Source organism: Amycolatopsis sp. NPDC051903 (genome assembly GCF_044452505.1).
Lineage (GTDB): Bacteria > Actinomycetota > Actinomycetes > Mycobacteriales > Pseudonocardiaceae > Amycolatopsis.
The window spans coordinates 39,012-65,638 of the sequence record NZ_JBITBT010000027.1; the positions used below are offsets into that span (position 1 = coordinate 39,012).

23 protein-coding genes are annotated in these 26,627 nt (G+C 73.3%); 19 read left to right on the plus strand and 4 right to left on the minus strand.

The window, feature by feature from the left end:
* Nucleotides 1–86: 86 nt before the first annotated feature.
* The 3 genes from ACIA77_RS37290 to ACIA77_RS37300 are packed head-to-tail and all read right to left on the minus strand — an operon-like array spanning nucleotide 87 to nucleotide 5,041.
* Complete coding sequence (locus tag ACIA77_RS37290; RefSeq protein ID WP_395890807.1) at nucleotides 87–2,663, minus strand: DUF3488 and DUF4129 domain-containing transglutaminase family protein; 2,577 nt, start codon at nucleotides 2,661–2,663, stop codon at nucleotides 87–89.
* Complete coding sequence (locus ACIA77_RS37295; protein WP_395890808.1) at nucleotides 2,660–3,931, minus strand: DUF58 domain-containing protein; 1,272 nt, start codon at nucleotides 3,929–3,931, stop codon at nucleotides 2,660–2,662. The genes ACIA77_RS37290 and ACIA77_RS37295 overlap by 4 nt, the downstream gene beginning before the upstream one ends.
* Before the next feature lie 33 nt (nucleotides 3,932–3,964).
* Nucleotides 3,965–5,041, minus strand: coding sequence for an AAA family ATPase (locus ACIA77_RS37300; RefSeq protein WP_395890809.1), 1,077 nt, complete (start codon nucleotides 5,039–5,041; stop codon nucleotides 3,965–3,967).
* A 271-nt stretch (nucleotides 5,042–5,312) separates the two neighbouring features.
* Here ACIA77_RS37300 and ACIA77_RS37305 point away from each other — a divergent pair, with 271 nt between their 5' ends.
* Genes ACIA77_RS37305 through ACIA77_RS37320 form a run of 4 tightly spaced genes read left to right on the plus strand, consistent with a single transcriptional unit; the run spans nucleotide 5,313 to nucleotide 7,534 of the window.
* A complete protein-coding gene (locus ACIA77_RS37305) occupies nucleotides 5,313–5,693 on the plus strand; it encodes a hypothetical protein (protein WP_395890810.1) in 381 nt (126 codons plus the stop codon).
* A complete protein-coding gene (locus ACIA77_RS37310; protein WP_395890811.1) occupies nucleotides 5,686–6,234 on the plus strand; it encodes a DUF3558 family protein in 549 nt (182 codons plus the stop codon). Before ACIA77_RS37305 ends, ACIA77_RS37310 begins: the two co-directional genes overlap by 8 nt.
* 29 nt (nucleotides 6,235–6,263) lie before the next feature.
* Nucleotides 6,264–6,830, plus strand: coding sequence for a PE-PGRS family protein (locus ACIA77_RS37315; protein ID WP_395890812.1), 567 nt, complete (start codon nucleotides 6,264–6,266; stop codon nucleotides 6,828–6,830).
* Complete coding sequence (locus ACIA77_RS37320; RefSeq protein WP_395890813.1) at nucleotides 6,827–7,534, plus strand: ESX secretion-associated protein EspG; 708 nt, start codon at nucleotides 6,827–6,829, stop codon at nucleotides 7,532–7,534. The genes ACIA77_RS37315 and ACIA77_RS37320 overlap by 4 nt, the downstream gene beginning before the upstream one ends.
* Before the next feature lie 15 nt (nucleotides 7,535–7,549).
* On the opposite strand, the gene ACIA77_RS37325 is transcribed toward ACIA77_RS37320, so the two are convergent.
* On the minus strand, nucleotides 7,550–8,002 hold the full coding sequence (locus tag ACIA77_RS37325) for an Lrp/AsnC family transcriptional regulator (protein WP_395890814.1): 453 nt from the start codon (nucleotides 8,000–8,002) through the stop codon (nucleotides 7,550–7,552).
* Between the two features lie 120 nt (nucleotides 8,003–8,122).
* Between ACIA77_RS37325 and ACIA77_RS37330 the strand changes: the two genes are divergently transcribed.
* The 15 genes from ACIA77_RS37330 to ACIA77_RS37400 all read left to right on the plus strand — a co-directional run bounded on the left by ACIA77_RS37330 (nucleotide 8,123) and on the right by ACIA77_RS37400 (nucleotide 26,627).
* A complete protein-coding gene (locus ACIA77_RS37330) occupies nucleotides 8,123–8,908 on the plus strand; it encodes a hypothetical protein (RefSeq protein WP_395890815.1) in 786 nt (261 codons plus the stop codon).
* A 95-nt stretch (nucleotides 8,909–9,003) separates the two neighbouring features.
* A complete protein-coding gene (locus tag ACIA77_RS37335) occupies nucleotides 9,004–10,113 on the plus strand; it encodes a YbhN family protein (protein ID WP_395890816.1) in 1,110 nt (369 codons plus the stop codon).
* Nucleotides 10,114–10,733: 620 nt separating this feature from the next.
* A complete protein-coding gene (gene mraZ / locus ACIA77_RS37340; RefSeq protein WP_395890817.1) occupies nucleotides 10,734–11,165 on the plus strand; it encodes a division/cell wall cluster transcriptional repressor MraZ in 432 nt (143 codons plus the stop codon).
* Nucleotides 11,166–11,378: 213 nt separating this feature from the next.
* Nucleotides 11,379–12,335 carry a 16S rRNA (cytosine(1402)-N(4))-methyltransferase RsmH gene (gene rsmH / locus ACIA77_RS37345; protein WP_395890818.1) on the plus strand — a complete coding sequence of 319 codons (957 nt, stop codon included), beginning with the start codon at nucleotides 11,379–11,381 and terminating at the stop codon, nucleotides 12,333–12,335.
* The gene (locus tag ACIA77_RS37350) at nucleotides 12,332–13,036 is read left to right on the plus strand and encodes a hypothetical protein (RefSeq protein WP_395890819.1); all 705 of its coding nucleotides are present in this window, start codon (nucleotides 12,332–12,334) and stop codon (nucleotides 13,034–13,036) included. The genes rsmH and ACIA77_RS37350 overlap by 4 nt, the downstream gene beginning before the upstream one ends.
* On the plus strand, nucleotides 13,036–14,949 hold the full coding sequence (locus ACIA77_RS37355) for a peptidoglycan D,D-transpeptidase FtsI family protein (protein WP_395890820.1): 1,914 nt from the start codon (nucleotides 13,036–13,038) through the stop codon (nucleotides 14,947–14,949). Before ACIA77_RS37350 ends, ACIA77_RS37355 begins: the two co-directional genes overlap by 1 nt.
* A 314-nt stretch (nucleotides 14,950–15,263) precedes the next feature.
* Nucleotides 15,264–16,808: a UDP-N-acetylmuramoyl-L-alanyl-D-glutamate--2,6-diaminopimelate ligase gene (locus ACIA77_RS37360; RefSeq protein WP_395890885.1), complete on the plus strand. Its 1,545-nt coding sequence runs from the start codon at nucleotides 15,264–15,266 to the stop codon at nucleotides 16,806–16,808.
* Nucleotides 16,805–18,337, plus strand: a complete 1,533-nt coding sequence (gene murF / locus ACIA77_RS37365) for a UDP-N-acetylmuramoyl-tripeptide--D-alanyl-D-alanine ligase (RefSeq protein WP_395890822.1) — start codon at nucleotides 16,805–16,807, stop codon at nucleotides 18,335–18,337. Before ACIA77_RS37360 ends, murF begins: the two co-directional genes overlap by 4 nt.
* Nucleotides 18,334–19,416 (plus strand): phospho-N-acetylmuramoyl-pentapeptide-transferase, encoded by a 1,083-nt coding sequence (mraY, locus tag ACIA77_RS37370; protein ID WP_395890824.1) that lies wholly within the window; start codon nucleotides 18,334–18,336, stop codon nucleotides 19,414–19,416. Before murF ends, mraY begins: the two co-directional genes overlap by 4 nt.
* A gap of 3 nt (nucleotides 19,417–19,419) precedes the next feature.
* Complete coding sequence (murD, locus tag ACIA77_RS37375; RefSeq protein WP_395890825.1) at nucleotides 19,420–20,850, plus strand: UDP-N-acetylmuramoyl-L-alanine--D-glutamate ligase; 1,431 nt, start codon at nucleotides 19,420–19,422, stop codon at nucleotides 20,848–20,850.
* Nucleotides 20,837–22,336 (plus strand): putative lipid II flippase FtsW, encoded by a 1,500-nt coding sequence (gene ftsW, locus ACIA77_RS37380; protein ID WP_395890826.1) that lies wholly within the window; start codon nucleotides 20,837–20,839, stop codon nucleotides 22,334–22,336. Before murD ends, ftsW begins: the two co-directional genes overlap by 14 nt.
* On the plus strand, nucleotides 22,333–23,457 hold the full coding sequence (murG, locus tag ACIA77_RS37385) for an undecaprenyldiphospho-muramoylpentapeptide beta-N-acetylglucosaminyltransferase (RefSeq protein WP_395890827.1): 1,125 nt from the start codon (nucleotides 22,333–22,335) through the stop codon (nucleotides 23,455–23,457). The genes ftsW and murG overlap by 4 nt, the downstream gene beginning before the upstream one ends.
* Entirely contained in the window at nucleotides 23,450–24,871 is a 1,422-nt protein-coding gene (gene murC, locus ACIA77_RS37390) for a UDP-N-acetylmuramate--L-alanine ligase (protein ID WP_395890828.1), read from the plus strand. Before murG ends, murC begins: the two co-directional genes overlap by 8 nt.
* Nucleotides 24,868–25,713, plus strand: a complete 846-nt coding sequence (locus tag ACIA77_RS37395) for a cell division protein FtsQ/DivIB (RefSeq protein ID WP_395890829.1) — start codon at nucleotides 24,868–24,870, stop codon at nucleotides 25,711–25,713. The genes murC and ACIA77_RS37395 overlap by 4 nt, the downstream gene beginning before the upstream one ends.
* Nucleotides 25,714–25,793: 80 nt before the next feature.
* Nucleotides 25,794–26,627: an NAD(P)H-binding protein gene (locus tag ACIA77_RS37400; protein ID WP_395890830.1), complete on the plus strand. Its 834-nt coding sequence runs from the start codon at nucleotides 25,794–25,796 to the stop codon at nucleotides 26,625–26,627.

Sequence of the window (26,627 nt, forward strand, 5' to 3'; positions counted from 1 at the left end):
TCAGCCCCGGTCGGTTACCTCGCACAGTGCGTGCAAGACACCGGCCGGGGCGATCAACGCTTCAGGGACGACGCCGCAGCACGTCCTCAGGAACGCCGCCGCAGTACGGATTTCGGGAACAGCCGGCCCCGCAGGGACAAGGGAGCGGTGGTTCGCAGGCTGTGGCGGAGCTGGTCGAACGCGGGCGCGAGGTCCGGGTCCGGCGACGGGGATCCGCTGTACCACGTCTTCTCCACGGCCCCGATGACCGTGCGGAGGCTTTCGCGGCCGGCGTCGTCGAGGTGGTGGCGTTCGGCGATCTTCTGGCCCGCCACGCGCACCGTGTCGCTGTCGGAGAGGGGCAGGCCGCGGTCGGCGCACTCGGCGCGCAGTTCGCGCCACGCGGCGTCGGCGGAGCCGGGGGCGTGGGTGACGATCGCCTGGAGGTGGCGGCGGCGGGTGAAGTCGCGAAGGGCCGCGGGGCCGCCGACGCCGACGAGCGCGATCACCACCAGCAGCGCGAACCACCACGCCACCAGACCGGCCAGGAAGCCCACCGCGGCCACGAACAACACGCCCGCCGCGAGAGGCAGCCAGAGCGCGGCCTGACTGGTGCGGACCACCGCCGGGGCCGCGGTGCGCACCAGCACGTCGCCGTCCGGGACGGCGCCCGGCGGGACGCCCGGGGCCACGCCGCCGGGCGGGGAAGGACGGCGCCGCAACACATACGCCGCCGCGATCGCCGCGGCGCCGAGGACGGCGAGCACCGCCGCGAGGATCATGAGCCAGCCGTCCTGCGGCTGCGCGGTGGCCGGCGTCGTCGGCGTGGCCTCGTTCTGGCCCTTGTCGAGCGGCGAGTCCGCGGTCGGCGTGGCGGAGCGCGGCGCGGTCGGCAGGTCGTCGGTGGCGTCGGGCTGCTGGGAGCCCTGGCTGTTCTGCTGCAGGTACGGCGGGACGATGCCGCGGCCGTCGGCGAGCGGCGTCGGGTCGAAGGTCACCCAGCCGCGGTCGCCGAAGTACGCCTCGACCCACGCGTGCGCGTCCTGCGACGAGATCGACTGGTAGTCGCCCTTCGAGACGCCCGGTGTGAAGCCGATCGCGACCCGCGAGGGGATGTTCGCGACCCGCAGCATCACGGCCATCGCCGACGCGTACTGCTCGCAGTAACCCCGCTTGCCGTTGAGGATGAAATCGGCCAGCGCGTCGGGGTCCCGGGCGTCGGCGGTCTTCGTGTCGTACACGAAACCGTTCTGCGCGCTGAAGAACTGCCACAGCGCGGTCGCCTTGTCGAAGTTGTCGGTCTTGCCCGCGATGATCTGGTTCGTCTTCGCGACCACCCGCGGGTCCACGCGGCCGATCTGCCGGTAGAACGCCGGCACCTCGTCGGACTTGGGGTCCGTGGCCCGCAGCTCGACGGCCGTGGGTTCCTTCAGCGAAGCCACTTCCGTGTAAGTCGGCGCGGGTTCGCTCTTCGTCGTGAACACCGACCCGCTCACGCGGTCGTAGAGCCACTGCGGCGACAGCCCGCGCAACGCGCGCGGCGCGCCGTAGACCGGCAGCCAGTTGTCGACCCACCGGGTCGGCTGGATCTGGATCTGCCGCGACACACCGGTGCCGTCGTCACCCGGCGCCGCGGGCAGCGTGCTGTTGGCGAGCACCCCCGTCTGCGCCTGGCCGCCGCCGCGCAGGCCCCAGCCCTGGTTCGGCGTGTAGGTGTCCAAGGTGAACGCGCGCAGGTACCGCCGGTCGTTGCCGAGCCCGCGGACCTGGAACAGTTCGGTGTTCTGGCCCTGGTCGAGCAGGCCGCGCAGCTGCGTGAACGGCGCGACGCCGAACCCGCCGGTGCCGTCGCCGCCCGAGCCGGGGCCCGAGCCGAACGGGATCTTCCCGACGGTGCCCACCCACGTGATCCCGCCGCCGAGCAGACCGAGCACGAGCGCGGCGCAGACCACCGCGACGGGCGCCTGCATCGTGCGCGCCCAGCCGCCCGAACCGGGTGCTTCGCGGTTGCGCCAGCGCCGGTGCCGGTGGTTGCCGTCGAGCGCGAGCAGGCACGCGAACGCGGCCGCGCCGAGCAGGAACGTCCACCACGGCAGCAAATCGTCCGACAGCGCCGCGGGCACCGCGTACACGCACAGCAGGACCAGACCGGTGGCGGCGGGCGCCGCGGCCGCGACGGCCAGCGTGTCCACCAGCACCGCGACCAGCCCGATCGCGATGGTCACCAGGCACAGGATCGGCTGCGTGCCTTCGACCGGCGGCAGGCCCGTGCGGATCTGCTCGGCCGACGCCGCGAGCGTCGCCTGCAGTTCCCCGAACGCCATCGGCCCCGGGATGATCTTGAGGATGCCCTGCGTGGTGAACGCGCCCGTCACCAGGAACAGCAGCACCAGGAGTTGGCCGAAGCCGACCACGACGGTCGGCGCCCGCAGCGAGCGCAACGCCAGCCCGGTCGACGCGATCAGGATGACCGCGACGAACAGGTAGCCGAACCACGCCCACCCGTCGACCACGCTCGTGAGCGACGTCGCCGCGCACAGCGTCGCGAGGCCCGCGGCGATCGGCGGCAGGATCCCGCTCGACCACACCGGCGGCTGCGCGGCCGGCTGCGGCGTCGGCGTGTGGGGGATCGGCGGCGGCGCCTGCGGGGCGGGGGCCGGCGGCCGGGGTGCGGTCGTGGTCATCGCGGACCGCCCATCAGGGCGGCGCGGTGGGCGCCCGTGCGGCACAGCTCGGCCCACGCCTGGGTCATCGGGGTCTGCGGGCCGACGACGACCACGCCCCAGCCCGTCGCGCGCAGCAGCTCGGCGGCGTCCTGCGTCGCGGCGGCCTGGTGCTCGCTCGAACCGGTGCCGGCCCAGCTCGGGGTGTCCAGCAGGACCGCGAGGCTGCGGACCCCGCGCGGGCGGTAGCGGGCCAGTTCGTGCACCGACTCCGCGCTGACCGTGCCGAGCACCGCGATGAGCTCCTGTCCTTCGGCCGGGTCGTGGCCCAGCGTCACGTCGCGCTGGTGCGCCGGCTGCAGGGCGGCCAGCGCGTCGAGCACCACGTTGTCGTAGCCTTCGCCGCCGTCGCCCGGGGCGTCGGCCAGCGTGATGCCGTGCTCGGTGACCAGGCGGACGCGGTGGCCGGAGCGGCGCAGGTGCAGCGCCACCGACGCCGAGAACGACACCGCCCATTCGAGGCTCGCGGACGGGCCCGTGCCGTGGTGGGCGGCCGCGCGGTGGTCGAGCAGCACGGTCGTGCCGCCGCGCCACGGCCGTTCCTCCACGCGCACCATGACCTCGTCGCGGCGGGCGGTGGAGCGCCAGTGGACCTTCCGCATGTCGTCGCCGGTGCGGTAGTGGCGCACGATCACGTCGGGCTCACCCTGCCCCGCGTGCAGGCGGACGGTGCCGTCGTCACCCGCGCCGACCCCGGCGCCGCCGGGCAGGCCCCACAGACCGACGACGCGGGGCACCACGACGAGCCGCGAGTGGCCGATCAGTTCGCGTTCGAATTCGCACAGCCCGAACGGGTCGGTGATCGTCGCGCGCAGCGGGCCCACCTGCTGGATCCCGCGCAGCATCGGCTGCAGCGGGTAGCGCAGCTGCACACGCCGGTCGTGCGGCAGCCGTTCGACCACGAACCGCGGGCGGGAGCCCAGCGCGTACGGCACGCCGTCCTCGAGCAGCACCTCACCGCCGGGGAGCCGGCCGCTGCGCCACAGCTCGAGCTGCACCTCGCCGGCCGCGCCGACGGCCACGCGCTCGGGCCGCAGCGCCCGCGCGGCCCCGAGCCGCAGCCGGGTCGCCGAGATGAAGGCGGCGACCAGCAGCGGCAGCGCGATGACGAACACGGAGACGCGCAGGAGGTCGCGCTCGTTGAGCACCAGCGAGCACACGGCCGCGGCGATCCCCGCGGCCAGGAGGCAGCGGCCGCGGGTGGTCAGGCCGGACAGTGCACGCAGCATGCGGTTCTCGAATTCGCGTAGAGGGATCGGCGGCTAGCGGGAACCGGCCGAGCCCTGGGGGACCGGGACGCGGTGCAGCACCGCGCGGACCACGTCGGTCGCCGACCGGCGGGCGGCGTGCGCTTCGGTCGTGAGCACGAGGCGGTGCGCCAGCACGGGCCCCGCGACCGTGTGCAGGTCGTCCGGCACCACGTACTCGCGGCCCGCCAGCGCCGCCTGCGCCCGCGCGGCGCGGACGAGGTGCAGCGTCGCGCGCGGCGAAGCGCCGAGCCGGATCTCCGGCACCTGCCGCGTCGCGGCCACCAGGTCCACGGCGTACCGGCGGACCTCGGGCGCGATGTGCACCGCGCGCACGGTCTCGATCAGCCGCTGCACCGTCGCGCCGTCGGACACCGGCGCCAGCTCGGCCAGCGGGTTGTGCCCGGCGTGCTCGTCGACCATGGCGAGCTCGGCCTGCTGGTCGGGGTAGCCGATCGACACGCGCGCGGTGAAGCGGTCGCGCTGCGCCTCGGGCAGGGCGTAGGTGCCCTCCATCTCGATCGGGTTCTGCGTCGCGATGACCATGAACGGCTTGCCCAGCGCGTACGTGCTCGTGTCGACGGTGACCTGGTGCTCCTCCATGCACTCCAGGAGCGCCGACTGCGTCTTCGGCGAGGCGCGGTTGATCTCGTCGCCCACCACGATGTTCGCGAACACCGGGCCGGGACGGAACTCGAACTCGCCGGTCTGCCGGTTGTAGATCGACACGCCCGTGACGTCGCTCGGCAGCAGGTCGGGCGTGAACTGCACGCGGCTCACGGTGCAGTCGATCGACCGCGCGAGCGCCTTGGCCAATGAGGTCTTGCCGACGCCCGGCACGTCCTCGACGAGCAGGTGACCCTCGGCGAGGAGGGTCACCAGCGCGATCCGGATGACGTCGGGCTTGCCGACCAGCACGCGCTCGACGTTCGCGGCGATGCGGCGGGCCGTCTCGTGCAGCTCGTCGAGGGACACCCGTTGGGCGTACCCGTTCTGTCGCCCGATCGCGGCATCCGCCGCGGGGTAAGGCGGCTGCCCGGCCCCGCCGCCCTGCTGTCCGGCAGGGGTGGCGGACTGGATTCTCGACGTCACTCGACCTCCTGGTGGCGCATGGCTGTGCGGCTTGCACCGGCTCCGCCGGGTCGCTCGCTGTCCGGGCAGCGATCAGCCTCGCATCCAGTGTGTCAAACTCGGGCGAACTCGGCGGCGGAACCCCGCGAACGGATCTCCGCGACTCTCCGGTATTACCGGACCTACGCCGTTCGGGTGGCGGGGTCGGCGTTTTCGGGTGCTCCCGCTGACGGTCCGCTCTCACGTATGCTCCGAGCCGAGGTCGCTCGACTACGGAGAGGCGTAACCGCTCATGAGCGAGGCTGGGGCCGTACCGCTGCCCGACGTGCCGGGCCTGACGAGCTCCGGAGGCGGTTCCCGCGGCTTCGCGGTGGCGCCCGAGCTGGCGAACGCCACCTACGCGAAGCTGGGCGAACTGCAGGACGTGGTGGGCGAGATGGTGCGCGAAGCAGGCGTCCTCGGGCGGTCTGTGCCACTCGGCGGCGGCTACGCCGGCGAGGTCGGCGACTTCATGGCGAAGTACGGCCTGGGCCGCGACGGTTCGGCGGTCGCGCAGCTGACCGCGTTCGGCAAGGAGCTCGCGGACCTCAAGGAGCGGATCGCCGGCGCGGTGAAAAAGTACGAGCGCCAGGACGAGTCCGCGGCCGGTGGCGTGGACTGCGCCGGTGGCTGAGCCCGTGCGCCTGGCCAAGCTCCTCGTGCTCGTCCCCGCGCTCTGCGTGCTAGCCGCGTGCGGCCGCGCGCCCGCGGCCCAGCGGGCGCTGCCCGTCGCCGACGGCGCTCCCGAACCCGCGCCGTGGAGCACCGCGGCCGCGTCGCTCGGCGGTCTGGACCCGTGCGCGCTGCTGTCGCCGGCGGACCGGTCGACGGCGGGGCTGACGGAGCTCGGCAAGCCGAAGACGATCGGCGAGGCGCGCGCGTGCGACTGGACCGTGCCCTCGACGTTCGGCGTCACCGTGACCCTCGACGAGAACGCCGGGCTCGCCAACCTCGACGTCTCGCGCGGCACGCGCACGAAGAAGAAGGTCGGCGCCCACCAGGCCCTGCAGGTGACGGACAAGAAGAACGCCACCGGCACGTGCGCCGTGCTGCTGGGGGTGGGCGACTCCGCGAGCGTGCAGGTCGACGTGAGCAACGCGAGCTTCTCCGACACGACCCTCGCGTGCAGCCGGGCGGCGACCGTCGCCGGGCTCGTCGAGCCGAAGCTGCCCTGATCCGCGATCCCGCCAACGGAAGGTGTGCCGTGTCCGCAGCCGTGCCCGAACCGACGGCCCGCTACGAGTCCTACAGCCACGCCGCGCTGGCCGCCCTCGTCGAGCAGGACAGCGACCCGGCCGCCGCGGGGCAGGCGGGCGCGCGCTGGGCCGAGCTGGCGCGCCGGTTCGACGATTCGACGGCCGCGCTGGTCGCGCTGTCCTCCGGCAGCCTCGAGCTGTGGGAAGGCGACGCGGGCGACGCGATGCGTGCCGTCCTCGCCAAGGCCACGGGCTGGCTCGGCGAGTCGGCCGCGGTGTCGGCGAAGGTCGGCGACTCGGTGGCGGGGCAGGCCGACGTCGCGGCGCGGGCCCGGGCCGAGATGCCGCCGCCGGTCGAGTTCGACCCCGCCGCGATGATCCGGTCCGCCGCCGCGAGCGGGAACGTGCTGGAGCTCGCGGGCCTGTCGATCGAGCTCGACGCGCGCCGTGCGGCGGCCGAGGCGGCGCGGCAGAAGGCGATCGACGTGGTGCGGACGCGGGACGAGGCGCTGCGCGGGCTCGTGCCGGGGGTGTCCTTCCCGGCGGCCCCGGCCCTCGGTTCGGGGCCGGCTTGATCCGGCTCTCCGCGTCGGCGTTCGACGTGGTGTGGACCGATCTCGGGCTCGGCCGCGTCCCGGTCCCGCTCGCGGTTCCGAGCGTGGGCGCGACCGACGCGGAACGCGCGGCGATCCGCGCCGAGGTGTACGACGGGCTGGGCGAACGCGGCCTGTTCGACGGCCGCCTGGCACCGGAGCTCGAGGACCGGTTGCGCGTGCTCGACGGTGCTTCCCGGTACGTGGCTTGCGAAGCGCTCGCGGACATGACGGCCGAGACGCCGTTCCGCGCGGTGGCCGCGGCGCGCGGGCGCTCCGGCGTGGTGGCGGTGCAGCCGGAGCGGACCGTGGGGTTGAGCGGGATTCGCGAGGGCGAGCTCGTGTCGGCGATCGTCGACGTGCTGCCCCGGCTGTCCGCCGGGCCGGGGTACGGCGTGACCCTGCCGTCCGGCGGCTGGGAGTCGTCGTCGGAGGTGGTGGCGCGCCAAGCCGAGGAGGTCGCCGCGATCCAGGCGCGGCCGGTGTTCGCCGCGGGCCAGTTCAGCGTTTACGAGCGGGGGAGCGGCGGCCGCGTCGAGCGGCGCGGCGGGCTGACGTGGTTCGACACGGACGCGGGCGCGTACTCCGCGGCGGTGTCCGGCGGGCGCGGCGGGCAGGAGTGGGTGACCGTGGCTCCGGTCGACGGCCCGCGGCTCGCCGAGCGGGTGCTGGCGCTGTTCGGCTGACCGGGCCCGCGCCGGTCACGCCAGGTCGAGCAGGTTCGTCACGCTCACCTCGAGGTCGTGCAGCACCAGCCGGCTGCGCAGCGCCCGCACGCCGTGCTCACGCTTGAGGCGGTCGACGACCGTCTCGAACTCCGCGGGGTCCACGCACGCGAGCCGCAGCTGGTAGTCGTACTCGCCCGTCATCCGCGCCCCCGACACGATCTGCGGCACCCGGTGCAGCTCGCGTTCGAACTCGGTGCGATCGACGTCCTCGCGCAGGCGGACGTCGCTGACCATGGTCAGCCCGCGGCCCAGCGCGGCCGGGTCCAGGTCGGCCCGGAAGCCGCGGATCACGCCGGCGGTCCGGAGCCGGCGCACCCGGTCCGCGACGGTGTTCGCGGACAGGCGCACTTCCTTGCTCAGCTCGTTGTAGGTGCGGCGCGCGTCCTCTTCCAGGAGCCGGACGAGCGCGCGGTCGATGGTGTCCACGTTCGCGAGTGTGCAGAACTCGGCCCGGTGGTGCAAGTGCCGAGGAAAGCTCGGCCGTAAGTCGAGTACTGCCGTGCTTTCCGAGCCATCTTCGGCGTTGTTCCTGGAATCGTCGAAGTCATGGAAGTCCTGCTGCCGCCCGTCCTGCCCGTGCTCACCGTGCTGCTCGTGACCGTGGCCCAACGCCGGTACGGCCACCGGCTCGGCGGGCGGCTGACCGGATTCCCGACGACGACCTTCCCGTTCCTGATCGTCCTCGTGACGAGCGATGGCGCCGGTGCCGCGGCGCAGGCGGCGCGGGGGATGATCGCCGGCCAGCTCGTGGTGGCGGCCTTCTGCCTCGGCTACGGCCGGCTCGGCCGGCGGCTGCGGAACCCGGCCGCAGCGGTCGCGGTCGCGCTGGGCGTCGCCGCCGGGGCGTTCTCGATCGCGACGGAGCTGCGGTCGCCGTGGACGGCAGCGGGTCTGACCGGCGCGGTCGTCCTCGCCGGGCTGGTGGCGTGGCCGCCGGTGTCCGGGTCCGACGTGGCGGGCCGGACGCCGCGCTGGGAGATGCCGGTGCGCGTGGGCGCCGCCGCGGCCGTGGTGACGGCGCTCGCCGTGCTCGCACGGTTGCTCGGCCCGCACCTGGCGGGCCTGCTGTCGTGCACGCCGGTCGTACTGTCGATCCTCGCCCCGACGACCCACCGCGGTTCGGGGTTCGCGGCCGCGGAAACGCTGGTGCGCTCGGCTTTGCGCTCGCTGCCGGCGACGCTGGCCTTCGCCGTGGTCACCGCACTGTGCGTCGTACCGCTCGGCCCGTGGGTGGCCTTCGGCCTCGCGGGCGCGGCGCTGTTCGCCACCGACCAGCTCGTCGGCCGGCTGCTGGCCGCCCGGCAGCCCGTCGTGGCCGGGCAACCCCGCTGACCGGAAGCTTCGGCGTGATACTTCACGCACGGCGCGCGGAATGTCAGGCCGCACACTGGGGTTGTCGCCAGTAGTCGCAGTGGGAGGAGTCCGGCGTGACGAGCGTCGAGATGGCGGACACGGAGTCCGGAGCGGCCGAACGCCGCCCCCGGGCACGGCGCCGCCTGCCGTGGCGCCCCGTGCTCCACTGGGCCGTGGTCGCGGCCGCGCTCGGGTACCTCGTCTGGCGGGTGCCGGACCTGGCCGCGCAGTTCGAGCGGCTGGACCACGTGCAGTGGGCGTGGGTCGCGGCGGCCGGGCTCTCCGGGCTGGCCGCGCTGGCCGTCTACGGCGAACTGCACCGCCAGCTGCTGCTCGTCGGGGGAGCGCACGTGCCGGCCTCGGCCGTGCAGGGCATCACCTTCGCGCAGAACGCGGTCTCCACGACCGTGCCGGTGGTGGGTGGGGCCGGGTCGCTCGGCTACGCCATCAACCAGCTGCGCCGCCGCGGCGTCGACGGCGCCCTCGCCGCCTGGGCGGTCCTGCTCGCCGGCGTGATCACCACCGTGCTGCTCATCGTCCTCGGCTGGCTCGGCCTCGCGTGGGCCGGGCGCGTCCCGCTGCGGCTCGCCGTGCCGGCCGCGCTCGTCGTCGCGGTGGGGTCCGCCGGCGTGTGGGCGCTCCTGACGCACCCCGCGGTCCTGCAGCGTGGGCTGACCTCGCTGCTGCGGGTGTTCGGCCGCACCCCGGGCACGTGCCGCACCTGCCGCAAGACCTGGCTCGAGAAGGCCGACGCCGCCGCCCTGCAGCTGTCGGAGCGCGTCGCGCGCCTGCGACCCTGTGGCAGCCGCTGGAGCATCCTGCTGGTGCTCGCGCTCGGCAGCTGGGGATTCGACTTCTTCGCGCTCATCGCCAGCGCCGAGGGCACCGGCACGCACATCCGCTGGGCGGTGCTCGCGGTGGGCTTCCTGGTCGTCCAGGCCAGCATCGCCCTGCAGATCCTGCCCGGCGGCGCCGGCCTCGCCGAAGCCGGCTTGCTCGGCGTGCTGGTCGCCGCGGGCGTCCCCGCCGCACCGGCCGCCGCGACGGTCCTCATCTACCGCGCGATCAGCTGGGCGGGCCTGTCGCTGGTCGGCTGGGTCGTCTACGCACTGCAACCCCACGCGACGCCGTCGCACCGCCACGCTCCCGCGGCCCCCAGCGTCGTCACGCAGCCGCAAGCCTGACGCCGCCTCCCGGCCCGGCTCTCGCGCAGTTCACCACGCGGCCCCACCGCCGCGCGCCTGGTCCTCCGTGGTTCACCACGCGGCCCCACCGCCGCCTCGGCGACGCGGCAGACGTGGTCGTCGTCCGGATCGGGCGACGGCTCGGCGGTTCTCCGTGGTTCACCACCCGGCCCCACCGCCGCCCCGGCGACGCGGCAGACGTGGTCGTCGTTCGGATCGAGCGACGGCGCGCCTGGTCCTCCGCGGTTCACCACCCGGCCCCACCGGAAGTCCCCACCGGCCCCCACCCGCATTCCCACCGGTCCCCACCGGGGGTCCCCACGGGACCCCACCCGGGGGTCCGGGTCGTCACGCTGCCGTTCAGCGGACGTTCGGCACCCTCGCGAGGTTGCGCCGGGACACCGGCGCGGGGGATCTTGACCACGGTCCCCCACCCACCCCCCACCGCACCCCACATCGCTGACCTGCACAAACGCGTGACACGACGGAGTTAACGCGGCGCGGGTCGCGTTGACTGTGGTGAAAAGTGGGGTACGGTGGTGGCCAGTGGGGCGGAAGGGAGCCCCGTGGCCGGAGCCGGGTGGTTCACCAACCGGGGCCGGTAGGGGAGGTGGAGGTCGGTGTTCCTCGGCACCCACACCCCGAAGCTGGACGACAAGGGGCGGCTCGCGCTGCCCGCGAAGTTCCGCGATGCCTTGGCCGGCGGGCTGATGGTCACCAAGGGGCAGGACCACTGCCTCTTCGTCTTCCCCCGTGCCGAGTTCGAGCAGATGGCGCGCAAGGTCGCCGAGGCCCCGTTCACGAACGAGGCGGTTCGGGCCTACCAGCGCTACCTGTTCGCCGGAACGGACGAACAACGCCCGGACGGGCAGGGGCGCATCACCGTCGCGCCCGAGCTCCGGCGCTACGCCGGGCTGAACAAGGAGTGCGTGGTGATCGGCGCGATCACCAGGCTGGAGATCTGGGACGCCCAGGCGTGGCAGGGCTACCTGGAAGAACACGAGGACAGCTACGCGAAGGCTCGAGAGGAAGTTCTACCGGGCGTCTTCTAGGAGACGCGGTCACCGGAGCACCTGCGTCGTCGGGGGACGCGGGTCCGCCGCGGCCGTGCTGCCGGAACCGCCTCCGCGGATGCCGTGAGGCCTCTGTCCGCTCTGGGGCCCTGGCGCACCTTCCCCGGTGCCAGGACCCGTCAGCGGGCGGGCAGGGACCTGACGGCATCCGCCGCATCTTCCCCGGGAGTACCTAGCGAAAGGGGGAGGGGCATGGCGACCGGGCACGAACACGTTCCGGTGTTGCTGGACCGCATCGTCGAGCTGTTCACCCCCGCCCTCGCCGACCGCGAGGCCGTGCTGGTCGACGCGACGGTCGGCCTCGGCGGCCATTCCGACGCGCTGCTGGAGACGTTCCCGCGGCTGCGGCTGGTCGCACTGGACCGCGATCCCGCCGCGCTCGAGCGCTCCGGCGAGCGGCTCGCGCGGCACGGCGATCGCGTCGACCTCGTCCACACCGTCTACGACGGACTCCCCGAAGCGCTGGCCGGCCTCGGACTGTCCCGTGTGGACGGCATCCTCTTCGATCTCGGCGTCTCCTCGATGCAGCTGGACCGCGCCGAACGCGGCTTCGCGTACTCGAAGGACGCGCCGCTGGACATGCGGATGGACCCGACGACCGGCTTCACCGCGGCCGACGTGCTCAACACCTACGCGCCCGGCGAACTGGTCCGGATCCTGCGCGACTACGGCGAAGAGCGCTTCGCGCAGCGGATCGTCAAGGCGGTCGTCGCCGAGCGCGAGAAGGAGCCGTTCACCCGCAGCGCGCGGCTGGTCGAACTGCTCTACGACGCGGTGCCGGCGGCGAGCCGGCGCACCGGCGGGCACCCGGCCAAGCGCACGTTCCAGGCGCTGCGGATCGAGGTCAACGGCGAGCTGGAGGTGTTGCGCCGGGCGATCCCGGCCGCGCTCTCGGCGCTGGCGATGGACGGCCGCATCGTCGTGGAGTCCTACCAGTCGCTCGAGGACCGCCTGGTGAAGCAGGCGCTCGCCGAGCTGGCGAAGTCCCGGACCCCCGAAGGGCTCCCGGTCGAGCTGCCCGGCCACGGGCCCGAGCTGAAGCTCCTGACCCGGGGAGCCGAGAAGGCGAGCGAAAGCGAGATCGAGCAGAACCCCAGGGCCGCCTCCGTGCGGCTGCGGGCAGCACAGAGGATCGGAGAGCCGCGATGACCGCACCCGCCAAGTCCCGCCGCCGTTCCGGCGCGCCGGCGACCCGCCGGAGCGCAGCCGCGGGCACGGCTCTCGAGCAGGAGCCGAAGACCACGACCGCGCAGCCGGAAGCCACGCCGCGCCGGTCCTCGCGCGGCCGCACCACCGCGGCGGAGCGGGCGTACGCGCGCCGCGCGCAGCGGGCCGACCTGTTGCAGCAGCGCGAGCCGAAGAAGCAGGCCGCGCCCGCGGCCGAACGCGTCGAGGAAGAGGCGAAGCCGAAGCGGTTGCGGCTGCGCTGGCCGCGCTCACGCGCCTCCTTCGTGCTGATCATGATGGGGCTCCTCGCCGTGGGCGTGGCGTCCACGCTGTGGCTCACCACGCAGGCGATCGCCGACTCCTACCGGCTCGAGCAGCTGCGCGACACCAACGCCGGGCTGGCCGAGGCGAAGGACCGGCTCGAGCGCGACGTCGCCAAGGCGCAGTCGCCCGCGTCGCTCGCGCCCGCCGCGAAGCAGCTGGGCATGGTGCCCGGCGGCGACCCGGCGCGCATCATCGTCGGTCCCGACGGCAAGACCACGGTGGTCGGTGAGCCGACGAAGGCGAAGCCCCCGGCCGGATCGAGCAACGCCGAGACGCCGGCACCCCCGGCCGGGCAGCCGGCCGGCCAGAACGAGGGCGGCATCGAAGGCGACCTGCCGAGCACGCCGGCGGGCCAGTGATGGCGGCTTCGGGGGCGAGCCGGGCGGCGGGCAGCGCCCGGCGCACGTACGCCGCGGGCACGCGCCGCGCGGTGGCCAAGCGCGGCAACGGCGGGCAGCGCAGCCGGTTCTCGGCGGTGCGCATCCTGCTGGTGGCGCTCATGGTCGTCGCGGGCGTGAAGCTCGTGCAGGTGCAGTGGTTCGAAGCACCGACGCTCTCGGCCGCGGCCGAGCGGCAGCGCAGCCTGACCATCGACATCCCGGCGCAGCGCGGGTCCATTGTGGACCGCAACGGCAACAAGCTGGCGTTCAGCGTCGAGACCCGCACGCTGTCGGTGAACCTGCGCACGCTGCACAAGCAGATGGACGACTACGCGAAGAAGAACCCCGGCAAGGGGCAGAACTTCGAAACCGAGGTCACCGCCGCGGCCAAGTACATCGCCTCGAAGGTGCCGAACCTGACCAACGAACAGGAGCTGCTGCAGAAGCTGCACAAGCCGCAGTCGTTCACGTACCTGGTCGACAACGTCGAACCCTCGGTCGCCGACGACATCGTGAAGCACTACCCGTGGATCGCCGTGGAGAACCGCGCGATGCGCGAGTACCCGGGCGACACGCTGGCGTCGAACATCGTCGGGCTCGCCAACTGGCGCATGGAGGACCCGGACGTCTCGAAGCACAACCTGCACGGCGTGGTCGGGCTCGAGCAGTCGCGTGACAACGACCTCGCGGGTACCCCGGGCCGCGAGATCGTCAACACCCAGAACGGCAACGACAACCTGTACCTGCCCGGCTCGGAGCACGTGCTGCAGGCCGCCATCCCCGGGTCGGACCTCGAGCTGACCATCGACTCGGACCTGCAGTACGAGCTGCAGCGGCAGCTGGGTGACTACGTCGCGCAGTCGCACGCCAAGGGCGGCCAGGCCGTGATCATGGACTCGAAGACCGGCGAGATCTACGCGCTGGCCGACGACAAGACGTTCAACCCGAACGACCCGTCGACGTTCCAGGACGAGCTGCTCAACGACCGGGCGGTCACCACGCCCTACGAACCGGGTTCGGTGAACAAGATCGTCACCGCGACGGCGGCCATCGACGAGGGTCTCGCCACGCCCGAGTCGACGCTGCAGGTGCCCGGCGAGATCAAGATCGCCGACCGCACGGTGCACGACGCGTGGGTGCACGGCACGCAGACCTTCACCACCACGGGCGTGTTCGCCAAATCGTCCAACGTGGGCACGCTGGAGATCGCGCAGAAGGTCGGTCCGGACCGCTACTCGGACCTGCTGAAGAAGTTCGGCATCGGGCAGCGCACGGGCGTGGGCCTGCCGGGTGAGAGCCCGGGGTACGTGCCGCCGCGCAGCCAGTGGTCCGCGAGCACGTTCGGCAACCTGCCGATCGGGCAGGGCCTGTCGATGACTGTGGTGCAAATGGCCGGGATGTACCAGGCGATCGCCAACGACGGCGTGCGCGTGCCGCCGCGCATCGTGAAGGCGAAGAAGAACCCGGACGGCACGGTCGTGCCCGAGCCGGCGCCGAAGCCCGTGCGCGTGGTCAGCGCCCAGACCGCGAAGACGGTGCGCGACATGCTGCGCGCGGTGGTCCAGAACGCCAAGAGCCCGAACGCCGGCACGGCGCCCTCGGCCGCGCTGGAGGGGTACCAGATCTCGGGCAAGACGGGTACCGGCCAGCAGGTCGACCCGCGCACGAAGGCCTACAGCCAGAGCCTGGCCAACATCACCTTCGCCGGGATCCTGCCCGCCGACCACCCGCGGTTCGTCGTCGGCATCCGCCTCGACGCGCCCGACACGACGCTGCCCGCCGGGCACTCGGCGGGGCCGCTGTTCCACTCCATCGCGTCGTACCTGACGCAGCGGTTCCAGATCCCGCTGTCGGACGGGCCGTCGCCGATCGTGCCGCTCGTCCTCCCGTGACGGTCCCGCGACCCTTCGCGGACCCGATCGCAACACTCCCGTGACGGGCCGCCTCGCACCCGGCGAGGCGGCCCGTTCCGCGTCATCGACCGGCTTTCCGCCCGCGATAGTCCACTTCGGCTGGTGGTGCCGGCGGGAAACGCTTGTGCCGTAACGACGTTGCGCCGGCCGCATAGCACACGCGTCGCCGCCCAGCGCGTTCGCCGTACCGCCTTGGGTCACCCGAACGCGCTCTCGGTAACCTCTCGGACGTGTCCGTGTCCTCGTCCCAGCCCCAGAGCGGGCCGGCTGCCTCGTCGCTGCCGGACAGCCCGGTGAAGGCGGTCGCCGCACCGCCCCGCCCGGCCCGGATCGACCCGGTCCCGCTGGCCACCCTGCTCGCCCGTGCGGGCGCCCGGCTCATCGCCGAGTCCCCCGAGGCCGCCGACCTCACCGTCACCGGGACCACGCTGCGTGCGCAGCACGTGCTGCCCGGCGACCTGTTCGCCGGGCTGCCCGGCGCGCGAGCCCACGGCGCCGACTTCAGCGACCAGGCTGTGGCCGCCGGTGCGGCCGCAGTGCTCACCGACCCCGCGGGCGCCGAGCGGCCCGCGCTGCGCGACGCCGGCATCCCCGTCCTCGTGCACCCCGACCCGCGCGCCGCGCTGGGCGAGATCGCCGCGTGGATCTACGGCGAGCCGTCGCTGCGGCTGTCGGTGCTGGGGGTCACCGGCACGTCGGGCAAGACCACCACCTCGTACCTTGTCGACTCGGGACTGCGCGCGGCCGGGCTGACGACGGGCCTGATCGGCACCGTCGAGACCCGGATCGCGGGCGAGCGGCTCGTCAGCGGCTTCACCACGCCGGAGGCGCCGGACCTGCAGGCGCTGCTCGCGGTGATGCTGGAGCGCGGCGTGACCCACGTGCCGATGGAGGTGTCGAGCCACGCGCTGGCGCTCGGCCGCGTCAACGGCACGCGGTTCGCGGTGGGCGCGTTCACGAACCTGTCGCAAGACCACCTCGACTTCCACCACGACATGGAGGAGTACTTCGCCGCCAAGTCGCTGTTGTTCGACGGCCGCTCGACGACCGAGGTCGTGGTCGTGGACAGCGCGTGGGGCCGGGCGCTGCTCACGCCGCAGACCGTGACCGTGTCGATCGAACCCGGCACCGAGGCCGCGTGGCGCGCCGCCGACATCGAGCCGACGCCGGCGGGAGAGCAGACCTTCACACTGCACGGCCCGGAGGGTCTCGCGCTCGCCGCGAAGATCCCGCTGCCGGGCACGTTCAACGTCGCCAACGCCGTGCTCGCCGCCGCGATCCTCGGCAGCGCCGGCGTTGCGCCCGCCGACATCGTGACGGGCCTGGCCGAGGTCGAGGTGCCGGGCCGGATGGAGCGCGTGTACCTGGGCCAAAACTTCACCGCCGTCGTCGACTACGCGCACAAGCCCGCGGCTGTCGCGCAAGGGCTCGACGCGCTGCGCGCCCGCACCGAAGGCCGCATCATCACCGTCCTCGGCTGCGGCGGCGACCGCGACACGGCCAAGCGCCCGATGATGGGCGAGGAGGCCGTGCGCCGCAGTGACGTGCTGATCGTGACCGACGACAACCCGCGCTCCGAGGACCCGGCCGCGATCCGCGCCGCGATGCTGCAGGGCGCGCGGGGCGTGGGACCGTCCCACGGCGGCGAGGTCGTGGAGATCGGCGACCGCCGCGAGGCCATCACCCACGCCGTGTCGCTCGCCCGCGCGGGCGACATCGTGTTCATCGCCGGCAAGGGCCACGAGACCGGTCAGGAGGCCCAGGGTGTCGTGCACCCGTTCTCCGACCGCGACGAGCTCGAGGCCGCCATCCGCAAGCATCTCGAGGTGAGTGCGTGATCGAGCTCAGCCTGGCCGAGATCGCCGACGTCGTCGGTGGCCGGCTGCACCGGAGCGACGGCTCCGCGACCGTCACCGGCAGTGTCGAGTTCGACACGCGCAAAGCCGGGCCTGGCAGCCTGTTCGTCGCGCTGCCCGGCGAACGCGTCGACGGGCACGACTTCGCCGCGCAGGCGGTCGCATCCGGTGCCGTCGCGGTGCTGGCGGGCCGCGAGGTCGACGCACCCGCGATCGTCGTGCCGCCGCTGCCCGCGGGCCAGGCCCACGAGCGGTCGGTCGCGCTGGCCGGTGACCAGGACGGCTCCGGCGCCGCCGTGCTCGCCGCGCTCGCGAAGCTGGCGCGGTTCGTCGTCGGCCGCCTCGCCGCGGACGGCTTGACGGTCGTGGCCCTCACCGGTTCGTCGGGCAAGACCTCGACCAAGGACGTGATCGCGCAGCTGCTGGAGCCGATGGGTCCCACGGTCGCGCCGCCCGGGTCGTTCAACAGCGAGCTGGGCCACCCGTGGACCGCGCTGCGCGCCGACCGCGACACGAAGTACCTCGTGCTGGAGATGTCCGCGCGCGGCCCGGGCCACATCGCCGAGGCCGCCGCGATCACGCCGCCGCGCATCGGGGCCGTGCTCAACGTCGGCAGCGCGCACGTCGGCGAGTTCGGCTCGCGCGAAGCCATCGCGAAGGCCAAGGGCGAGCTCGTCGAAGCGCTCCCCGGCGCCGACGCGGGCGGCGTCGCTGTGCTGAACCTCGACGACCCGCTGGTCGCCGCCATGGCGAGCCGCACCACCGCGCGCGTGGTCGGAGTGGGGGAGAGCGCGTCCGCGCAGGTCCGCGCCGCCGACATCCGCCTCGACGACGAGGCCCGCGCGTCGTTCCGGCTGATCACCCCTGTCGGCGAAGCGCAGGTCAGGCTGCCGCTGCACGGCGAGCACCACGTGGGCAACGCCCTGTCGGCTGCGGCGATCGCGCTGGAGCTGGGCGCCACGCCGGACGAGATCGCGCAGCGGCTGTCCGCGCTCGAGCGCCGCTCGGCCCACCGCATGGCCGTCACCACCCGCGCCGATGGCGTCACGGTCCTCAACGACGCGTACAACGCCAACCCCGAGTCGGTGCGGGCCGCGCTGAAAGCGCTCGCCTCGATGCGCCGGGCCGGTCGCCGGGCGTGGGCCGTGCTCGGCGTGATGGCCGAGCTCGGCGCCGACTCCGTGACCGAGCACGACTCGATCGGCCGCCTCGTGGTGCGCCTCAACATCGACAAGCTGGTCGTCGTCGGTGACGAGGCCGCGCCGATGCACCAGGGTGCGTCCCAGGAGGGTTCCTGGAACGAGGAGTCGGTGCAGGTACCCGATGGCGAGGCCGCCGTGGCCCTGCTGCATGATCAGCTCCGTCCCGGGGACGTGGTGCTGGTCAAGGCCTCCAATTCCGCCGGGCTCTGGCGGGTGGCCGAGGCGCTGCTCGCCGGCTCCGGAAAAGCCACAGAAGCACCAGAATCCCCCTCCCCGTCCTCTGAACGCTCGAACGGTGGTCACGCGTGATCAACATCCTGATCGCGGCCGCGGCGGGCCTGCTGGTCTCCATCCTGCTCACGCCCTACCTGATCCGGGTCTTCTCCCGGCAGGGCTTCGGGCAGGAGATCCGCGAAGAAGGCCCGCAGGGTCACAAGTCCAAGCGCGGCACCCCGACCATGGGTGGCGTCGCGATCATCATCGCGATGGTCGTCGGCTACTTCGTCGCGCACCTGATCAGCTGGCTCGGCGGCTCCCACAGCTCGGCGCCGTCGGCGTCCGGCCTGCTGGTGCTGATGCTGGCCGTGGGGCTCGGCGTCGTCGGGTTCCTCGACGACTTCATCAAGATCCGCAAGCAGCGCAACCTCGGCCTGAACAAGACGGCCAAGCTGGTTGGCCAGCTCGTGGTCACGGTGCTGTTCGCGGTGCTGTCGCTGCAGTTCGCCGACGAGCACGGGCTGACGCCGGCGTCGCAGAGCCTGTCGTACGTGCGCGACCTGTCGCTGATCACGTTCCCGTCGATCGTGTTCGTGATCTTCTGCTACGTGGTCATCTCCGGCTGGTCGAACGCGGTGAACTTCACCGACGGCCTCGACGGCCTGGCCGGCGGCGCCGCGGCGATGGTGCTCGCGACCTACGTGGTCATCTCCTTCTGGCAGGCGCGCCTCTCGTGCGCCGACGGGCCCGCGACCGCCTGCTACTACGTCCGCGACCCGCTCGACCTCGCCGTGGTGGCCGCCGCCGCCACGGGTGCGTGCGTCGGCTTCCTGTGGTGGAACGCCGCGCCCGCCAAGATCTTCATGGGGGACACCGGATCGCTCGCCCTCGGCGGGCTCGTCGCCGGCCTGTCGATGACCACCCGCACCGAGCTGCTCGCCATCGTGATCGGCGGCCTGTTCATGGTCGAGATGATCTCGGTGGTCACGCAGATCGCCGTCTTCCGCACGACCCGGCGAAGGCTCTTCCGGATGGCGCCCTTCCACCACCACTTCGAGCTCGCCGGGTGGGCGGAAACCACGGTGATCATCCGGTTCTGGCTGCTGTCGGCGATCTGCTGCATGTTCGGGCTGGGGCTGTTCTACAGCGAACAGCTCGGCGTCGGGAGCTGAGCCTTGGCCGGCAGGGAAGACAGGGCACTCGCGTTCGAGGGCCGCAGCGTCCTCGTCGCCGGCGCCGGGGTCACCGGCAAGTCGGTGGTCCCGGTCCTGCGGGAGCTGGGCGCGCACGTCACGGTCACCGACGGCAACGCCGATCGCCTGGCGGAGCTGCAGGGTCTCGGCGCCGAGCTGGTGCCGGGGCTGAGCGAGCCCCCGCCCGGCACCGCGCTGGTGGTCACGAGTCCCGGCTGGCGGCCCACGTCGCCGCTGCTGGTGGCCGCGGCCGCCGCCGGCGTCGAGGTGATCGGCGACGTCGAGCTGGCCTGGCGGGTCGGGCAGCTGCGCGAGCGGCCGCCGTCGTGGCTCGTGATCACCGGCACCAACGGCAAGACCACCACCGTCGGCATGCTCGAAGCGATGCTGCGCGCGGGCGGGGTCGACGCGGTGGCCTGCGGCAACGTCGGCTACGCGGTGCTCGACGCCGTGCGGGCCGGCCACGCGGTGCTGGCCGTGGAGCTGTCCAGCTTCCAGCTGCACTGGTCCTCGACGGTCGCGCCCGACGCGTCGGTGGTGCTCAACCTCGCCGAGGACCACATCGACTGGCACGGCTCGATGGACGAGTACGCGGCGGCCAAGGGCCGCGTCCACGAACGCTCGCGGGTGGTCGTGCACAACGCCGACGACCCGTGGTCCACCCGCATCGCCGAGGACCACGCTCCCGGGAGCGCCCGCCGCATCGGGTTCCGCCTCGACACGCCGTACGCCGGTGAGCTGGGCCTGGTCGAGGATCTCCTCGTGGACCGCGCCTTCGTCCCCGATCCGGCGACCAGCGCGGAGGAACTGGCGACGGTCGCCGACGTGCGCCCCGCCGGTCCGCACAACATCGCGAACGCCTTGGCGGCCGCCGCACTCGCGCGCGCCCACGGCGTCGGGCCCGAAGCCGTGCTGCGCGGGCTGCGCGAGTACGAGCCCGCGCCGCACCGCGCGCAGGAGATCGCCGAAGTCTCCGGCGTGCGCTACGTCAACGATTCGAAGGCCACCAATCCCCACGCCGCGGCCGGTTCACTGCACTCGCACGAGAGCATCGTGTGGATCGCCGGCGGGCAGCTCAAGGGCGCTTCCGTCGACGAACTCGTGGCCTCGATCGCTGGCCGGCTGCGCGGAGTTGTGCTACTCGGCGTCGATTCACCCGTGATCGCCGCCGCTGTGGCGCGACACGCGCCGGATGTCCCCGTGAACAGCCTCCGTCCGGGTGACCATGAACCCATGACTGCGGCGGTGGATGCGGCCAGCGCGATGGCTCGACCTGGTGACGTGGTGCTGCTCGCACCCGCCGCCGCCTCGTTGGACATGTTCCGCAACTACGGCGAGCGCGGCGACGCGTTCGCCGCCGCGGTGCGGGTCCTGGCGGGTGGCGCGGCGGGGGCGGCGGATGACGGTAGTTGACGAGAAGCGGACCCAGGACCGGCCGGAGCGGCCCCGGCGGGAGCGCAAGGTAAGCCCGTTCGTGGCGTTCCGCACGGCGCTCACGGCGTGGCTCTCGCGGCCGCTGGCGTCGTTCCACCTGGTGCTCGCGCTCACCGGCGTGCTCACCGTGATCGGTATCGTGATGGTGCTGTCCGCGTCGTCCGTCGCGTCCTACGACCCGGCCACCGGCAGCGGGGTGTACTCGCTGTTCTACCGGCAGCTGCTGTTCGTGGCGATCGGCTCGGTGGCGTTCTGGGTCGGCCTGCGGATCAAGCTCGAGCGCATCCGGCGCATGTCGGCGACCATGGTCGTGGTGTGCCTCGGCCTGCTGATGCTGGTGCTCACGCCGCTGGGCTCCACCGTGAACGGCTCGCAGGGCTGGTTCAAGCTGGGCGTGTTCACGTTCCAGCCGGTGGAGGCCGCGAAGATCGCGCTGGCGTTCTGGGGCGCGCACATCCTGGTGATCAAGTACAACGTGATCCACCAGTGGCGCCACCTGCTCGTGCCCGTCGTCCCGGTCGCGCTCGTGATGTTCGCCCTGGTCATGCTGCAGCCGGACCTCGGCGGCACGATCACGCTCGCCGTGGTGCTGCTGGCGCTGCTGTGGTTCGCCGGCGCGCCGAAGCGGCTCTTCGGGGTGATCCTGGCCGGTGGTCTCGCCGGTGTCCTGGTGCTGGCGATCATCGCGCCGTACCGGCTCACCCGCGTGCTGTCGTTCCTGTCGCCGGACACCGATCTCAGCTCCGCCGGCTACCAGGCCAACCAGGCGAAGCTCGCGCTCGCCGACGGCGGCCTGTTCGGCAAGGGCCTCGGCCAGGGCGCGTCCAACTGGGGTTACCTGCCCAACGTGCAGAACGACTTCATCTTCGCCCTCGTCGGCGAGGAGCTCGGGTTCGTGGGCTGCGTCGTCGTGCTCGCGCTGTTCGCCGGGGTCGCCGTGGTGGGGCTGCGCATCGCCACGCGCAACATCGACCCGTGGATCCGGATCGTGGCAGGCACGCTGACGATGTTCCTGGTCGCGCAGGCGGCCATCAACATCGGGTACGTCGTCGGCCTGCTGCCCGTCACCGGTGTCACGCTGCCGCTGATCTCCTACGGCGGCACCTCGTTGCTCATCACCATGCTCATCATGGGGGTGCTCGCCAACTCCGCCCGGCACGAACCGGAGGCGGTGGCCGCACTGCGCTCGCAGGGCCCGGGTAAATTCGGACGCCTGCTGAGGTTGCCCGCGCCCGACCCGTACCGTCCGCCCACGACCCGCAAGGGCCAGGCCGGCCGGGGGACCGGCACGGGGGCCAAGGCGGCCCGGCCGGCGCCACGCGCGGCCCGGCCCGCACCGGCGCAGGAGCGCCGCAGGTCGGTCCGGCAACCGGTGCGGCGCAGCAGCGCCGCCCGGACGAGCGCGGCGCGGACAACAGCGAACCGCGGTGCCAGGGGCACCGCGAACCGGAGAGGTCATTGGTGAGTAAGCCCGTCAAGGGAGCCGAGCGATCCCCCTCAGGCAAAGTGCCCGTGGTGGTCGTCGCCGGAGGTGGTACCGCAGGACACATCGAACCCGCGCTCGCCCTGGCCGACGCCGTGCTGCGGCTGCGTCCCGACGCGAAGGTGATCGCGCTCGGCACGGAACGCGGCCTGGAGAACAAGCTCGTGCCCGCCCGCGGTTACCCGCTGGAGCTCATCCCGCCGGTGCCGCTGCCGCGCAAGCCGACGCCCGAGCTGCTGCGCCTGCCGCTGAAGGTCCGCGACTCCGTGCGCCGCACCCGAGACGTGCTCGACCGCGTCGGTGCCGACGTGGTCGTCGGCTTCGGCGGCTACGTCGCGCTGCCGGCGTACCTGGCCGCGCGCGGCCGCACGCCGATCGTGGTGCACGAGGCCAACCAGTCGCCCGGTCTCGCCAACAAGGTGGGCGCGCGCTTCGCCGCCCGCGTGGCCGTGGCCGTGCCGGGCACGCCGCTGCCGAAGGCCGAGGTCGTCGGGATCCCGCTGCGCCGCTCGATCACGTCGCTCGACCGCGCCGCGCTGCGCGCCGAGGCCCGCAAGTTCTTCGACCTCGACCCCGACGCCCCGACGCTGCTGGTGTTCGGCGGCTCGCAGGGCGCGCAGTCGATCAACAGCGCCGTGTCCGGGGCCGCGAAGGAGCTGGCCGAGGCCGGCGTCGGCGTGCTGCACGCCCACGGCCCGAAGAACACGCTGGTCGTCCAGGAGTTCCCCGGCAAGCCGCCGTACGTGCCGGTGCCGTACCTGGAGCGCATGGACCTCGCGTACGCCGCCGCGGACGTGGTGCTGTGCCGCTCCGGCGCGATGACCGCGGCCGAGGTGTCCGCCGTCGGGCTGCCCGCGGTGTTCGTGCCGCTGCCGCACGGCAACGGCGAGCAGGCCACGAACGCCCGGCCCGCCGTCGACGCCGGCGCCGCGTTGCTGGTGCCCGACGCGGAGCTCACCCCGGCCAAGGTGGCCGAGCTGGTGGTGCCGCTGGTGACCGACGCCGACCGGGTCGCGAAGATGAGCACGGCCGCCGTGGGCATGGGACACCGCGAGGCCGACGAGACGCTCGCCAAGATCGTGCTGGAGGCCGCCGGTGCTTGAGCTGCCCGAAGAACTGCGCCGCGCGCACCTGATCGGCATCGGGGGCGCCGGCATGTCCGGCATCGCGCGCATCCTCCTCGCCCGCGGGGCGGCCGTGTCCGGTTCGGACGCCAAGGAGTCGCGGGCGCTGTTGTCGCTGCGCGCCCAGGGCGCCGAGCTGTTCGTGGGCCAGCGCGCGGAGAACCTCGACGCGCTCGCCGAGGCGCCGTCGGCCGTCGTGGTGTCCACGGCGATCAAGGAGTCCAACCCGGAGCTCGCCGCGGCCCGCGCGCGCAACGTCCCGGTGCTGCACCGCGCCCAGGCGCTGGCGGGGCTGATGGCGGGCCACCGCGTGGCCTGCATCGCCGGCACCCACGGCAAGACGTCGACCACGTCGATGCTCACCGTGGCGCTGCAGCACTGCCGGCTCGACCCGTCGTTCGCGATCGGTGGTGACCTCAACGAATCGGGCGCCAACGCGCACCACGGTGAGGGCGGGATCTTCGTCGCGGAGGCCGACGAGAGCGACGGCTCGTTCCTCACGTACTCGCCGTCGGTCGCCGTGGTGACCAACGTCGAGCCCGACCACCTGGACCACCACGGCACCGCCGAGGCGTACGTGCAGGTGTTCACCGAGTTCGTCGGGCGCCTGCAGCCGGGTGGTCTGCTCGTGGTCTGCGCCGACGACCCGGGTGCCGCCGCGCTGGGCGACCAGGCCGCGGCCGCCGGGGTGCGCGTGCGCCGCTACGGCCGCACGGCGGCCGGCGAGGGCGACGTGCGCGTGCTCGACTACAAGCCCGCGCCGGACGGCGGCCAGGTGCGCATCGCGCTCGGCGGTGCCGGTGAGGCTGACGAGCTCGACCTGCGCGTCGCGGTGCCGGGGGAGCACATGGCGCTCAACGCGGTAGCGGCGCTGCTCGCCGGACTCGAGCTGGGCGCGCCCGCCGACGGGCTGGCCGAGGGGCTCGCCGCGTTCGGGGGCGTGCGCCGCCGGTTCGAGTTCAAGGGCCGCTCCGGCGACGTGCGCGTGTACGACGACTACGCCCACCACCCCACCGAGGTGGCGGCGCAGCTCAAGGCCGTGCGCACGGCCGCGGGCGCGGGCCGGGTGCTCGTGGTGTTCCAGCCGCACCTGTACTCGCGCACGCAGACCTTCGCCGCGGAGTTCGCCGAAGCGCTCTCGCTGGCCGACGAGGTCGTGGTGCTCGACGTGTACGGCGCCCGCGAGGAGCCGGTGCCGGGCGTGACCGGTGCGCTCATCGCCGACCGCGTGACGAGCCCGGTGCACTACCAGCCGGCCTTCGACGTCGCGGCCGGGCTCGTGGCCGACCTCGTGAAGCCGGGTGACCTCGTGGTGACCATGGGCGCGGGTGACGTGACGCAGCTGGGCCCGGAGATCCTGGCGGAACTCGACCGGCGGACCGCGGGCGCATGACGTCGACCAGGGAGCACCGTCGCCCGTCCTCGGCCGACCAGGACGAGCGGGACCGGGCTGCCCTGGCACGGGCTCGGCGGGGGCGGCGCTCGGAGGAAGAGCGCCGCCGCACCCGGTCGAGCCGCCCGACGCGCGCGTCGGCCCTGCGCGCGCGGCCGACGCGCAAGAAGGAGATCCGGCGCCGCTGGATCGCGCTGCTCTCGGTCGTCACGATCGTGGCGCTGGGGTACCTGCTGTTCTTCAGCTCGCTGCTCGGGGTGAAGGAAGTGTCGGTGCTGGGCGCGAAAACCGTGTCCGCCGGCCAGCTCCGCGACGTCGCGGCGGTGCCGGTCGGCAAACCGATGCTCCTGGTCGACGTCGACGCGATCCGCGACCGCGTGGCCCGGGTGCCGGACGTCGCGACCGTGGACGTGTCCCGCTCGTGGCCCAACACGGTCGAGATCACGGTGACCGAACGCACGGCCATCGCGTTCTTCGACAGCGGTCCCGGCGGTGACGGCGTCCACCTCGTCGACGGCGGTGGTGTGGTCTTCAAGACCGTCACCGCGCGCCCGGCGGGGCTCCCGGAACTCAAGCTCCCCAAGGTCTCGGCCGACGACCCGGTGACCCGCGCGGTCACCGCCGTGCTCGGCGTGATCCCGCCGGAGCTGCGCAAACAGGTCACGTCGGCCACGGCGCAGACCCCGGCCAGCGTCCAGTTCACCCTGGCCGACGGCAAGATCGTCCGCTGGGGGGACGCCGACAAGACCGACCGCAAGGCGAAGGTCCTGGCCGCCCTGCTGACCCAGAAGGGCAAGGTCTACGACGTGTCGGCACCCGAGCTGCCGACGATCTCGTCCTGACGGTTCTTCCTGGCCCACTCTTCTCCGTATGCTGTACGCTGTTTTATCTCCGTACGTCATACGAGGAAAGTGGGGGCGACATGACGGTCCTGGTGACGGGCGCGACCGGCAACGTCGGACGGCTCGTGGTCGACGAGCTGCTGGCGCGGGGTGTGCCGGTGCGGGCGCTGACCAAGGATCCGGCGCTCGCGAAGCTCCCCGACGGCGTCGACGTCGTCGTGGGGTCGCTCGCGCGGCCGGCGACGCTGCCGGCGGCGCTGAAGGGGATCGACGAGGTGTACCTGGCGCCGATGGCGCGCACGGTCACGCGGTTCTGCGAACTGGCTGCCGACGCGCGGGTGCGGCGGGTGGTCGCGCTGTCGGGCAGCAGCGTCGGGGACGAGACCGCCGGGTCGAGCGGCCCGGAGTTCGCGGCGGTCGAAGCGGCGGTGACGAAGGCGGGGTTCGAGCGCACGTTCCTGCGCCCGGGCGTGTTCATGATGAACTCGCTCGGCTGGGCGCATTCCGTGCGCACGCACGGGGAAATCCGCTCGGCGTACGCGAAGGCGACGCAGACGCCGATCGATCTCGCCGACATCGCCGCCGTCGCCGCGCACGTGTTCACGACCGACGGGCACGCCGGGCGCACGTATGTCCTCAGTGGACCGGAAGCGCTCACGCTGGAGGAGATGGCGGCGGCGATCGCGCGAGCGCTGGGCGAGGACGTGCCGTTCGTCGAGCTGACGCGCGAGCAGCAGCACGCCGAGTGGGTCGAGCTGGGGATGCCCGCCGAGATCGCCGACTGGCTGCTCGACGGGTTCGCGGCCGCGCAAGCCGAGCCGCAGGAACCGACGGGCGTCACGGAGGAGCTGCTCGGCCGCCGCGGCGTGACCTACGCCGAGTGGGCGGCGGCGCACGCGCGGGCGTTCTCCTGA